This is a genomic window from Cryobacterium sp. SO2, from assembly GCF_026151165.2.
GTDB lineage: Bacteria > Actinomycetota > Actinomycetes > Actinomycetales > Microbacteriaceae > Cryobacterium.
Genome location: NZ_CP117849.1, coordinates 694,499 through 706,476, shown reverse-complemented (window position 1 = coordinate 706,476; position 11,978 = coordinate 694,499). Strand labels below are relative to the sequence as shown.

At 69.4% G+C, this 11,978-nt stretch carries 8 protein-coding genes; 1 reads left to right on the top strand and 7 read right to left on the bottom strand.

From position 1 onward, the window contains the following. Nucleotides 1-8 precede the first annotated feature (8 nt). From BJQ94_RS03230 to BJQ94_RS03205, 6 genes are all read right to left on the bottom strand, one after another. Nucleotides 9-2,501: a glycoside hydrolase family 3 C-terminal domain-containing protein gene (locus BJQ94_RS03230; RefSeq protein WP_265399399.1), complete on the bottom strand. Its 2,493-nt coding sequence runs from the start codon at nt 2,499-2,501 to the stop codon at nt 9-11. A gap of 43 nt (nt 2,502-2,544) precedes the next feature. Beyond that, nucleotides 2,545-4,689: a beta-galactosidase gene (locus tag BJQ94_RS03225; protein WP_265399400.1), complete on the bottom strand. Its 2,145-nt coding sequence runs from the start codon at nt 4,687-4,689 to the stop codon at nt 2,545-2,547. Next, nucleotides 4,689-5,549 carry an ABC transporter ATP-binding protein gene (locus tag BJQ94_RS03220; RefSeq protein ID WP_265399401.1) on the bottom strand — a complete coding sequence of 287 codons (861 nt, stop codon included), beginning with the start codon at nt 5,547-5,549 and terminating at the stop codon, nt 4,689-4,691. Before BJQ94_RS03220 ends, BJQ94_RS03225 begins: the two co-directional genes overlap by 1 nt. Further along, nucleotides 5,546-7,402, bottom strand: coding sequence for a dipeptide/oligopeptide/nickel ABC transporter permease/ATP-binding protein (locus BJQ94_RS03215; protein ID WP_265399402.1), 1,857 nt, complete (start codon nt 7,400-7,402; stop codon nt 5,546-5,548). Before BJQ94_RS03215 ends, BJQ94_RS03220 begins: the two co-directional genes overlap by 4 nt. Next, nucleotides 7,399-8,343, bottom strand: coding sequence for an ABC transporter permease (locus BJQ94_RS03210; RefSeq protein ID WP_345893473.1), 945 nt, complete (start codon nt 8,341-8,343; stop codon nt 7,399-7,401). The genes BJQ94_RS03215 and BJQ94_RS03210 overlap by 4 nt, the downstream gene beginning before the upstream one ends. A 104-nt stretch (nt 8,344-8,447) precedes the next feature. Next, on the bottom strand, nt 8,448-9,968 hold the full coding sequence (locus BJQ94_RS03205; RefSeq protein WP_265399403.1) for an ABC transporter substrate-binding protein: 1,521 nt from the start codon (nt 9,966-9,968) through the stop codon (nt 8,448-8,450). 122 nt (nt 9,969-10,090) lie between these two features. Here BJQ94_RS03205 and BJQ94_RS03200 point away from each other — a divergent pair, with 122 nt between their 5' ends. Beyond that, nucleotides 10,091-10,708: a TetR/AcrR family transcriptional regulator gene (locus tag BJQ94_RS03200; protein WP_265399404.1), complete on the top strand. Its 618-nt coding sequence runs from the start codon at nt 10,091-10,093 to the stop codon at nt 10,706-10,708. A gap of 152 nt (nt 10,709-10,860) precedes the next feature. Here BJQ94_RS03200 and BJQ94_RS03195 read toward each other — a convergent pair whose 3' ends face one another. Further along, the gene (locus BJQ94_RS03195; protein WP_265399405.1) at nt 10,861-11,835 is read right to left on the bottom strand and encodes a nucleoside hydrolase; all 975 of its coding nucleotides are present in this window, start codon (nt 11,833-11,835) and stop codon (nt 10,861-10,863) included. Nucleotides 11,836-11,978 lie beyond the last annotated feature (143 nt).

Sequence of the window (11,978 nt, the reverse complement as noted above, 5' to 3'; positions counted from 1 at the left end):
CGTTCCGCTCAGTTCAGGGTGACGGGCACGGACAGGGGCAGGTTGCTCACGCTGGTGCCCACCTCGAAGAGGTACCGGCCGGTTTCGTAGTGCCAGCCGTCCTGCCAGTCGGCGAAGGCCCGTTCGGGCACGCGGATGTCCACGCTCACGCTCTCGCCGGCGGCCGCGGTCACGGGCGCGAAGCCCACCAGCCAGCGCACCGGGCGGTCGATCGAGGAGTCGGCGCGGGACGCGTAGACCTGCACGACCTGCTTGCCGGCGCGGTCACCCGTGTTGGTCAGGCTCACCGACACGCTGGTGGCGCCCACGGCCGGCAACGCGGCTTCGTCCACGGTCACGCCGTCGAGCGTCCAGGTGGTGTAGCCCAGGCCGTGACCGAACTCGTAGGCCGGTGCGGTGCCGGCCTTGAGCCAGGCACGGTAGCCGATGTGGATGCCCTCGTCGTAGCGCACGACCCCGTCCTCCGGGGTGACGTTGAACACGGGCACGTCGTCGAGCGTCGCCGGCCAGGTGGTGGGCAGGCGCCCGCCCGGCTCGGCCTCGCCGAGCAGCATGGCGGCGACGGCGTCGCCGTACTCCTGGCCGCCGAACCAGCTAAGCAGGATCGCGGCGACATCATCGCGCCACGGCATCAGCACGGGCGAGCCGGAGTTGACGACCACGACGGTGCGCGGGTTGACCGCGGCCACGGCGCGCACGAGGTCGTCCTGCCGGCCGGGCAGGTCGAGGTCGGAGCGGTCGTAGCCCTCGGACTCCACCTTGGAGTTGGTGCCCACAACGAGCACCACCACGTCGGCGGCGGCCGCGGCGGCGACGGCCTCGGCGATGAGCGCATCCGGGCTGGAGAGGTCGGGTTCGATGCCGATGGTGATCGACAGCGCGCCCATCAGGGCGCCCTCCGGCGCGATGTCGTACTCGACGACGAGCTCGATGGGCACGCCCTCGGTCACCTGCACGGCAACGGAGGCCGACGGCGGGGACAGGAACGCGGCGCCGAGGTCGGTGCCCTCGGGAACGACGGTCTCCTCGTGCAGCAGGGCACCGTTCACGATGATGCGGCCGTTGCCGGCGCTGGCGAAGCCGAGCAGGATCTCGCCGGTGGCCTCGGGCGTGTAGCGGGTGCTGAACTCCAGCACCTTCGACTCCGCGATCGGGGCGTCGCCGCCGAACCAGACCAGCGCGGTGGCGCGGCGGTCCTCCACGAACAGTTCGCCGCCGTCGGCGTCCAGAAAACGCACCCGGGCGCCGGGCTCACCGGTCTGCGGGTTAACGATGCTGGTCAGCGGCAGTTCGGCGATGCCCTCCTGCACGACGGCGCCCACCGAGTAGGACACCGAGGCGTTCGGCAGCGCGGCGATGAGGCCGTCCAGCGGGGTGATCACGCGCTCGGGCAGCACGGTGGCGCTGCCGCCGCCCTGGGTGCGGGCGAACCGGGCGTTGTGCCCGATCACGGCCACCTTCGTGAGCGTCTCGGCCTGCCAGGGCAGCTCCCCGGTGTTGGCCACGAGCACGCTGCCGGCGACCTCGGCTTCCTTGGCGAAGCGGATGCCGTCTTCGACGACCACGGGCGCGGCGACGGCCGGCTCGAAGCCTTCGAGCGCGCCCACCCGGGCGGCCAGCCGCAGGATGCGCAGCACCTTGCGGTCGATCGCGGCTTCGTCCACCTCGCCGGCGGTGACAGCGGCCACGAGGGCCTCGCCCCAGGGGCCGGCCGGGCCCGGCATGACGAGGTCTTGCGAGTAGCGGGCGCTGTTCACGCTGCGTACGGCGGTCCAGTCACTGATCACCACACCGTCGAAGCCCCATTCGGAGTTGAGCGGGGTCTCGAGCAGATCGTTCTCGGTGACGGTGGCGCCGTTGACGGAGTTGTAGGAGCTCATCACCAGCCAGGCGTGCGCCTCGGTGACAGCCTCTTCGAAGGCGAGCAGGTAGAGCTCCCGCAGCGCGCGGTCGTCGACGACCACGTTGGCGGTGAACCGGTCGGTTTCGAAGTCGTTGGCGATGTAGTGCTTGGGGGTGGCGCCCACGCCGTTCTCCTGCACGCCGGCCACGTAGGCGGCGGCGAGCTTGGCGGTGAGATGCGGATCTTCGCTGAACGCCTCGAAGTGCCGGCCGCCCAGCGGGGAGCGGTGCAGGTTGATGGTCGGGCCGAGCACCACGTCCACGCCCTTGCGGCGGGCCTCGACGGCGGCGACATTGCCGTACCGGCGGGCGATATCCGGGTCCCAGGCGGCGCCGAGCGCCGTCGACGACGGCAGGTTCAGCGACGGCGACCGTTCGTCCCAGACCTCGCCGCGCACACCGCTCGGGCCGTCGGAGACGAGGATGCGGCGCAGGCCGATCTTCTCGATCGGCGCAGTGGTCCAGAAGTCGCGGCCGGTGAGCAGCAGCACCTTCTCCTCGAGGGTGAGCCGGTCCAGCAGGGCGCTGAGTCGGGCATCCGTGCTGGAATCGGTGGTGTGGTCGGTGACCGCGGCGTCGAGGTCTTCGGAGATCGTCATGGTGCAATCGCTTTCGTGGGAATCGGTTCTGAGTGTGGAAAAACTATTCGGCGGCGCTGTCGGTGAACACGCGCACGTCCCAGGCGCCCAGCTCCAGGCTGGAGCCGTCGTCGTGGGCGCTGCCCGAGAGCAGGTCGCTCAGTTGGGTGGGTGCGGTGAGGGTTTGCGGGGTCCACGACCAGTTGTGCACGTAGAACACCCGCGAGCCGTCCGGGGCGGTCGAGGTGGTCACGGTGACGCTCTCGGGCAGCCCGGCCCAGCCGGCCACCGGCGCCGGCACCAGCCACTCGGCCAGTGAGTGCGCCAGCGCTTGGTTGGGCACCGTGCCCACCACGGTGACGGTGCCGTCGCCGTGGGCGTGGCTGGTCACCGCCGGCCAGCGGCCGTAGTGCGGATGCTCGTAGCCGACCAGCCCGGTCGCGCCGGCGGGCGTGAGCCCGTCGAGCCAGGCGGTGGCGGCGGAGCCGGGTCGCAGCGGGAACCCGGCGCCGGCATCCGTCACCGGCACCGGCTGGGTGAGGGTGGCGAACTCGTCGTACCAGGCCCCGGCCGCGTCGCTGAGCCGGGCCGGCTGCACGTCCTGCCGGGCGCGGCCCTCCCTGTCGGCGTACGCCGAGCGCGGGCCGAGCACGAGGTGCCCGCCGGCGGCCGCGTAGGCGGCCAGCCAGTCGAGCTCGGCATCCGCGGCGGTGAAGAACGCCGGCACCAGGAGCACCGGGTAGGCGACGGCGAAATCGGCCGCGTCGCCGCGTTCGAGTTGGTCGACCCCGGCCGTGGCACGGCCGGGGAAGATCTGTTGCGGCCGCACCAGCCGGGTCTGCAGGCCGGCGTCGAAGGCGCCACGCACGAAGGACGCGATGATGCGCCGGTACGAATCCGGGTCGAAGTACTGGCCAGGGGCCGAGAACGGGGCCTGCGCGGAGAGCGCAAACTTGCTGTCGGAGTCGTAGAGCACCGCCACGTCGTAGTCGGGCCGGGCCCGCGCCACGATTGCGCCGGCGGTCTGGAACTCCTGACCGATCCGGGCGAGCTCCCGGTAGGCGCGGCCGGGTTTCTGGCTGTGCGGCAGCACGCCGCCCCAATAGGTTTCGGCGCCGAAGTGCAGGGTGTGCCAGTGCCAGTACTCGATCATGCCCGCGCCGCGCGACACCAGCGCCCAGGCGGCCTGGCGCCACTGGCCGTCGTAGGGCGAGAAGTTGAGCTGGGAGAACCCGATCGAGGAGGCGTTCGTCTCGGTGACCAGGAACGGCGCCTGCTTCGACGAGTACATCACGTCGGCCAGGTGGTAGAGCGCCCAGGTGCCCTTCACGATCCAGTCGGCGCTTCGCTCGTCGGTGGACGGGTGCGCCAGCGACCCTTCGCCCTCGTAGTAGGCGTTGCCGCTGGCGATCTCGAGGTTGGCGGATAGGTTCACGTCTTCGACGCCGAGCTGGTCGTAGGAGATGCAGGTGGTGACGAAGTGCCGCGGCTGGGCGTACTCGCGCACGATGTCGGCCTGCCAGCCGATGTACTCGGTGACGAGTTTGGCTTGGAACCGGCGCCAGGCCAGGTCGTACTGCGGTTGGAAGTTGCCGTCCGGCCGCCACAGGTCGGCCCAGGTGCACAGCCGGTGCGACCAGTAGACCAGGCCCCACTCCCGGTTGAGGGTTTCCACGTCGCCGTAGAGGTGCCGCAGTTCGTCGGTGAACCGCTGGAACACACCCTCGTTGTAGAGCAGCCGGATGCCGGGCTCGTTGTCGACCTGGAAACCGATCACCGCGGGGTGGTCCGCGTAGCGGTTGATGATGGCACGGATGATGCGCTCGGCATAAAAGAGGAACGTCGGGTTGGTGAAGTCCATCTCCTGCCGCATGCCCCAGTGGTTGGGCGTGCCGGTGGCCGAGTCACCGGCCACCTCGGGGTGCAGCCGCTTCATCCACATCGGGATGGCGTAGGTGGGGGTGCCGAGGATGACCCCGATCCCCCGCCGGTGGGCGCCGTCGAGCACCGGCTGCAGCCAGTCCAGGTCGAAGACGCCGGGCTCGGGCTCCCAGGTGGACCAGACCGATTCGCCCACCCGGATGACCGTGAAGCCGGCCTCCTGCATCAGGTCGAGATCGGTGTCCAGCCGGGGGCTGGGCTGGTACTCATGGTAGTAGGCGGCGCCGAAACGGATGCCGTCGAAGGGCGGCTCCCCCAAGCCGGCCATCAGGCCGCCCCGGCCTGGAGCTCGGCCTGCTGCTGCTCGAACATCAGCCGCTGGCGCACGGCCCGGCGCTGCTCCTGGCGGTCGGGGTCCGGCACCGGCGCGGCCAGGAACAGCTTCTGCGTGTACGGGTGCACGGGGTCACTGGTGACCTGGTCGCCGGCGCCCCACTCCACGATCTCACCGTGGTACATCACGGCGACCCGGTGGCTGAGGTGCCGCACCACGGCGAGGTCGTGCGAGACGAAGAGGTAGGCCACGCCGGTGCGCTCCTGGATCTCCTTGAACAGGTCGAGCACACGGGCCTGGGTGGAGAGGTCCAGCGCCGAAACGGGTTCGTCGCAGACGATCAGGCGCGGGTCCAGCGCCAGCGCGCGGGCGATCGCGATGCGCTGCCGCTGCCCGCCGGAGAACTCCCGGGGCAGGCGATCGGCGGCGTTGCTGGGCAGTCCCACCTGGTCGAGCAGGTCGAGCACCCGCTTGGAGGCGTCCTTCTTGGCGACCTTGCGCACGGTGAGCGGTTCCACCAGGATCTGCTCGATCGTGAGGCTCGGGTTCAGCGAGGTGTACGGGTCTTGGAAGACCACCTGGATCTCGCTGGAGAGCGCCTTGCGCTCCCGGCGGCCCAGGTGGGCGATGTCCTTGCCGCGGTAGAGGATCTCCCCGCCGGTGACCGGGGCCAGGCCCAGTACGGCGCGGCCCAGGGTGGTCTTGCCCGAGCCGGACTCGCCGACCAGGCCCACGGTTTCACCCGGGCGGATGTCGAGCGAGACACCCTTGAGAGCCTGGAACGGCTCCTTGCGGAACCCCTTGATCGGGTATTCGACGACAACGTTCTTCACGTCGAGGAGAAGCTCGGTCATGACTGCGCTCCTATGGTGTCGGAAATGCTGGGGGTCGTCAGGGCGACGGCGGCGGCCGTGGCGGAGTTGCCCTCGGCGAGGTCGCCGCGCGCTTCGCCGTCTTCGAGGATCGCCGCGAGCAGCGACTGGGTGTACGGATGCTTCGCCTCGTTGAAGATGGCCCGCACCGGTCCGGTTTCGATCACCCGGCCGTCGCGCATCACCGAGACCCGGTCGCACAGGTCGGCGACGACGCCGAAGTTGTGCGTGACGAGCACGACGCCCATGTTGAGTTCGCTCTGCAGCTCGCGCAGCAGGTCGAGCACCTCGGCCTGCACGGTCACGTCCAGGGCGGTGGTGGGCTCGTCGGCGATGAGCAGGTCGGGGTCGCAGGAGACGGCGCCGGCGATGAGCACCCGCTGGGCCATGCCGCCGGACACCTCGTGCGGGTAGGCGGCGAAGGTGCGCTCCGGGTTGGGGATGCCGACCCGGGCGAGCAGTTCGAGCGCCCGCTTGGTTGCGGCCTTCTTCGACAGGCCCAGGCACACCCGCATCGGCTCGACCAGCTGGCTGCCGATCGTGAACGCGGAGTCGAGGTTCGACATCGGTTCCTGCGGGATGTAGGCGATCTTCTTGCCGCGGATCTTCGTCATCTCCTTCTCAGAGGCGAGGGCGAGGTCCTTGCCCTCGAAGAAGATCGCGCCGCCGGTGACCCGGCCGCCGTCGGGCAGCAGGCGCAGGATCGACCAGGCGGTCTGGGTCTTGCCCGACCCGGATTCGCCGATCAGGCCGTGCACCTCGCCGCGGCGCACGATGAGCGACACGTCGTGCACGACGGTCTTCACGGTGCCGTCGGCCTGGTCGTAGCCGATCGCGAGGTCGCGCACATCCAGCAGCACCTCGCCGGTGCGGCCGGAGGAGGAGAGGTCGTCGGCGTGGAAGACGGCGGCGGTCTTGTTCACGTCGACCGGGCGCAGCGGCGGGCGGCGGCGGCGCTTGGCCTTGCCGCTGCGCTCGAGTTCGTCGCGCATGGTGTTGGCCAGCAGAGTGAGAGCCACACAGGTGAGGGCGATCACCACGCTGGGCCAGAGGATCAGCATCGGCTCTTTGTAGATCTGCCGGAACCCGTCGTTAAGCATGGTGCCCCAGGTGGGGATCGACTGGTCGCCGAGGCCGAGGAAGTCGAGCCCGGCCTGGATGGCGATAGCGATGCCGAGCACCATGGCGGACTGGATGATGACGGGAGCGCGCACCACGGTGAGGATGTGCTTGCCGATGATGCGGGTGTCGCTGAGGCCGGCGACCCGGGCGGCATCCACGTACAGTTCGTTGCGCACCGCGGTGACGGACGCGTAGACGAGCCGGAAGAAGGCCGGCGAGAGCAGCACGCCGAAGATCATCATCGACAGCCACATCGACGGGCCGAGCACCGAGCGGGCGGCCAGCAGCACGACGATGCCGGGCAGCGCCATCAGCAGGCCGGTGAGCCAGGACGACACCGAGTCGAACCACTTGCCGTAGTAGCCGGCGATGAGACCGCCGATCACGCCGATGACCAGGGCGATCACCAGGGCCAGGGCGGCGCCGGCGAGGCTGAACCGGCCGGCGAAGATGAGCCGGGAGAACACGTCGCGGCCCGAACTGTCGAAGCCGAGCGGATGCCCGTCGGCGGGCCCGCCGAGCACGTCCTGGATGGACGAGGAGTTGGGGTCGTGCGGCGCGAGCAGTGGGGCGAAGATCGCGCTGAGCACGAGCAGGGCCAGGAACAGCATCGTGCCGAGGCCGACGGGGTTGCGCAGCAGGCGGTTGAACAGCGAACGGCGGGCGGCACGGGGCAGCGCCGGGGCCATCACGGTGGGAGTGAGGTCGATCATGAGAGGCGCACCTTCGGGTTCAGCCAGCCCTGGAGCAGGTCGATGAGCAGGTTGACGATGACGACGATGGCGGCGGTGGCCACCACCAGGCCCATCACCATGGGGATGTCACCCTGGGTGGTGGCCTGCACGGACACCTGGCCGAGGCCCGGGATCGCGAAGATCTGTTCCACGATCACGGCGCCGCCGAGGAGGCCGACGAACTGCACGGCCAGCACGGCCAGGGCGGGACCGCCGGCGTTGCGCAGCACGTGCTTGAAGACCACCCGGTTGAAGGAGAGGCCGCGCGAACGGAGGGTGCGCACGTAGTCCTGGCGGAGCGCATCGACGACCGAGCCGCGCACCTGCTGGGCCACACCGGCGATGCCGCCGATGGCCAACGCGATGATGGGCAGGGTGACGCTGGCGGCCCATCCGCTGGGCGAATCGGTGAACGCCGTGTAGCCGGTGGGTTTGAACAACTTGAGGTTGAGCGCGAAGAGGGTGACCAGGCCCAGGGCGATGAGGAAGCCGGGGATGGCGAAGCCGAGGATGGAGATGGCCTGCACGAACTTGTCGGCCCAGCCGCCGCGGATGGCGGCCCAGACGCCGAGGATCACGGCCACGATGGCGATGAGGATGATCGCGCCGATGACCAGGGAGAGGGTGACGGCCAGGCGGGAGGTGATGCCCTCGGTGACGAGCTGCCCGGTGAACCAGGACGAGCCGAGGTCGCCGCGCACAGCGCCGGAGAGCCAGTCGACGTACTGCTCATAGAGCGGACGGTTGAGGCCGAGCTCCTCGCTCTTCTGGGCGACGGTCTCCGGGGTGGCCATCTGGCCCAGGATGCGGCGGGCGATGTCACCGCCGCCGACGTAGAGGAGGGAGAACGCGATCGTGGAGATGAGGAAGAGGAGGACGACGCCCGAGAGCAGCCGCCGGAGTATGAATCTGAACACCATTGTTCCTGACTGTTGTGCGACCCGTGTGAGAGGGAACCGGCCCGTGGGGATGGGCCGGGGAGGGGCCGGGCCGCGCGCGTGGCGCGGCCCGGCCGGAGAGCTACCTAGGAGGCGGGGGTGAAGTTCCAGAGGTAGGGGTAGGCGTTGCCGACCTGGGTTTCCACCTGGGTCTTGGCATCCGTCGCGTAGTTGGACTGCACGCGGTACCACGGGGCGAACCAGGCCTGCTCGACGACGTAGGCGTTGAGCTCCTTGAGCGCGGCGTCGGCTTCGTCACCGGTGGTGGTGCCGATTGTGGCGACGAGGGCGTCGACGGTCGGGTCCTGGTAGTGCGTCGGGTTGAACGAGGCGTTCGGGGTGAGCTCGAAGTTAATCAGCGCCCAGTCGTTGTCCTGCTGCAGCTGCATCCAGGTGGCCCCGTACTTGGGGGCGAGGATGTCGGCGATGAAGTTGGTGCCGGTGTCGGTGTAGTTCACCGTGATGCCGACATCCTTCAGCTGCTGCTCGATGAGAGTGAAGACCGCCGGGTTGCCGAGCGAGGTGCTGGGCATGTCCAGGGTGAGGCCATCGGCGTAGCCGGCCTCGGCGAGCAGCTTCTTGGCCTCGTCGGGGTCGTAGGCGTAGCGGTCGTCGAGCTTCTTGTCGTAGGCCGCGGAGGACTCGGGGAAGATCTGCGTGGTGGGGGTGCCGAGTCCTTCGCCGACTGCCTTGAGCATGGCGGGGCCGTCGATGGCGTAGTTGAGGGCCTGGCGAACCTTGACGTCGGCGAGGGCGGGGTTCAGGGTGCCGGCGCGGTCGAAGAGGATCAGGCCGGTCCAGTCGAGCTCGAACGGGTTGAGGGTGTACCCGGCGGCTTCCACCTCGGCGTTGTTGGTGTTGTCACCGAGCTTGGCTCCGTTGACCTGGCCGCCCTTGACGGCGTTCAGCATCGACGTGGTGTCGGCGAAGACCTTCAGCGACAGGTTGTCGTAGTGCACGCTGTCCTTGTCCCAGTAGTCGGGGTTCGCGGTGAACTCGTACGAGGTGCCCACGACGGTCTTCTTGGTGTCGAGGATGTACGGGCCGGAGCCGACCGGGTTGGTCTTGGCGTCAGCGGCGCCGAACGCGGCGGGGCTGCCCTGCATGCCGGCGTTCTGGGTCAGGTAGTGCAGCAGCGCGGGGTCCGGCTGGGTGAGCGTGAGCTCAACGTGGGTGTCGTCGATCGCGGTGGCGCTGCCGAGCGAGGCGAGGAAGGACTTGTTCGGCGAGGTGCCGTCGCGGAAGCGGGTGAGGTTCTGTGCCGCAGCATCCGCGTTGAAGGCGGTGCCGTCGGTGAACTTCACGTCGTCGCGCAGGGTGAGGGTGAGCACGGTGTTGGTGTCGTTGTACGACCACTCGGTAGCCAGGCTCGGGAGCAGCTCGCCGGAGGGGTCTTCCTTGAGCAGGGTGTCGTAGACGGCCTGGCCGTAGGGCGACTCGTTGGCGAAGTTCATGTTCGCGGCTTCGAAAGTCGTGGCGGGCACGATCAGGCCCAGGGTGAGAGTGCTGGACGCTGAGTCGCTGGATGACGTGTCACTCGCGGAGCAACCCGTGAGAGCCAGGGCCGCAACGGCGACTGCCGCTGTTACGCTTTTCCATCGGAACATCGGTGTTCCCTTTCGGTACGTGCGATCCTTCGTTGGGCCGCCTCGAAAACCGAAGCTAACACGAAAAGCGAATACTTGGTAGGTTTTCGCCAAATTGTTACCGACCGCGATAGAGTCGGCCCATGATCCCTACCGCCACGATCCGAAAGCCGCGCGGCGCCTACGCCAAGACGGCGGCACGACGCCGGGAGATCCTCGAGGCCGGCATGGATGTCTTCGCCACGAACGGCTTCCGCAGCGGCTCCATTCGCGAGATCGCCGAGGTCGTCGGTATGAGCCAGGCCGGACTGCTGCACCACTTCTCCAACAAGAATGAGCTGCTGGCCGGGGTATTGGAGCTCCGCGACGACCGGGCCACCGAGTACGTCGACACCGCGGGCCAGGCCGACATCGAGACCATCCGCGGCTTCGTGCGCCTGATCGACTACAACGCCCGCGAGAAACCCGGCCTGGTGGAACTGCACTGTGTGCTCTCGGCCGAGGCGACCTCACCGGAGCATCCGGCCCACGACTATTTCGTGCGCAGGTACGCGTGGGTGCTCTCATTTCTCACCGAGGCGTTCGAGGCGATGCAGGCTGCCGGACAGCTGGCCATCGGCATCGATCCCACCAGCGCGGCGCGCGGCATGATCGCCATGAGCGACGGCCTGCAGGTGCAGTGGCTGCTCACCCCCGACTCCCTGGACATGGCCCAGGAGATGCGCAACTACCTGCACCCCCTGCTCGCGGTCGAGCTCTAGCCCCGCGCGGCCGCGCCGCGCCTCGCCGCGCCGCGCCGCCGGATGCCGGTGCGCGGGTGATACGCCGTTTCGCGGGTGGCGCGCCACCCGCGGAACGGCGCGCTGCCCGCGTCGCGCGTCGCGCGGGCTGGAAGCCCGAGGTGGCCGGGCGCTCAGCCGGCCACGGCGTGGGCGGCGAGTTTGGCGGTGAAGTCGGCGAAGAGCAGCCGCAGGTCGAGCCGGGTGTAGACCCGCATCGGTCGGGGACCCTGCCGCGGGATGATGTCGTACGACCCGTCGGCGCGGATGCGTGGCACCGTGCGGGTGACGTATTCGCTCGAGGAAGGATCGGCCTCGAACGACGACTGCAGCGCGGTCAGCAGCACGAGCGGGCTGTCGCCGAGGATGTACGTCTCGCCGATGTGCAGGCCGTGGCTGCCGGCCATGACGGCGACCTGCGCGAGGGCGTCGTAGAGGTGAGCGCCGATGGCGCCGTGCGGGCGCACATCCGTGAGCAGTTCGGCCCAGGAGAACAGCGTCTGCCGGTACGCGTCGCGCGGCACCTGCCAGATCGGCATGAACGAGTCGAAGATCACCCGGGCGGCCGGGATGTCGATGGCCAGGTTGTACTCCGGGCCGTGCGACCCGGGCGGCGGCACGGCGAGGCCGTCGTGTTCGGGACCGCCGATCCAGACCAGGGTGAGCCGGGTCGCGATCCGGGGTTCGAGCAGGTAGGCGCTGGCGATCTCGGTGAGGCCGGCCCCGCAGGCCACGAACAGCGGCAGGTCGGTGTCGGTGCGCATGGCTTCGGCGATGATCGCATCCGTTGCCGCCGAGCGGAGCGGCGACAGCGGGTCGGTCATGGGCAGATTGGAGCCGGCCAGCACCGGAATCGCGCCGGCGCGGCCGAGCAGCTCGAGCACCGTGGCGGCGGCCGCGGCGGCGTTGTCGGCGGTGTGCTCCGAGGGGTCGAACGGGTCGCCCGGCTTGAGGTGCGAGCCGATGATCGCGCGGATCTCGACAGACGGCGACAGCACGTGGTGCGCAAGCTGCACGAGGCCGTCTGGGTCGCCGGAAAAGTCGTTGTCGATGATGACCCGGGCGCGCGGCTGCACGACCCGGCGCAGCTCGGAGTCGAATGATGTCAACGCTGGCACCTTCCCTGTGGGGGTTTTTCTGATGAGTGTAGTGGCCCCGTCGCTGCCGTTCGGTGCGGATGTGGCGGCAGGTGTTGGTGCTCGCGGCACGCGTTGGGTGCTCGGGGCCCGCGTATGAACACGTGCCCCCGGGA

Bases quoted from the DNA above. Each gene is read 5' to 3' on its own strand.
- BJQ94_RS03210 (WP_345893473.1), bottom strand. From the start codon at position 8,343: ATGGTGTTCAGATTCATACTCCGGCGGCTGCTCTCGGGCGTCGTCCTC.
- BJQ94_RS03225 (WP_265399400.1), bottom strand. From the start codon at position 4,689: ATGGCCGGCTTGGGGGAGCCGCCCTTCGACGGCATCCGTTTCGGCGCC.
- BJQ94_RS03230 (WP_265399399.1), bottom strand. From the start codon at position 2,501: ATGACGATCTCCGAAGACCTCGACGCCGCGGTCACCGACCACACCACC.
- BJQ94_RS03200 (WP_265399404.1), top strand. From the start codon at position 10,091: ATGATCCCTACCGCCACGATCCGAAAGCCGCGCGGCGCCTACGCCAAG.
- BJQ94_RS03215 (WP_265399402.1), bottom strand. From the start codon at position 7,402: ATGATCGACCTCACTCCCACCGTGATGGCCCCGGCGCTGCCCCGTGCC.
- BJQ94_RS03220 (WP_265399401.1), bottom strand. From the start codon at position 5,549: ATGACCGAGCTTCTCCTCGACGTGAAGAACGTTGTCGTCGAATACCCG.
- BJQ94_RS03205 (WP_265399403.1), bottom strand. From the start codon at position 9,968: ATGTTCCGATGGAAAAGCGTAACAGCGGCAGTCGCCGTTGCGGCCCTG.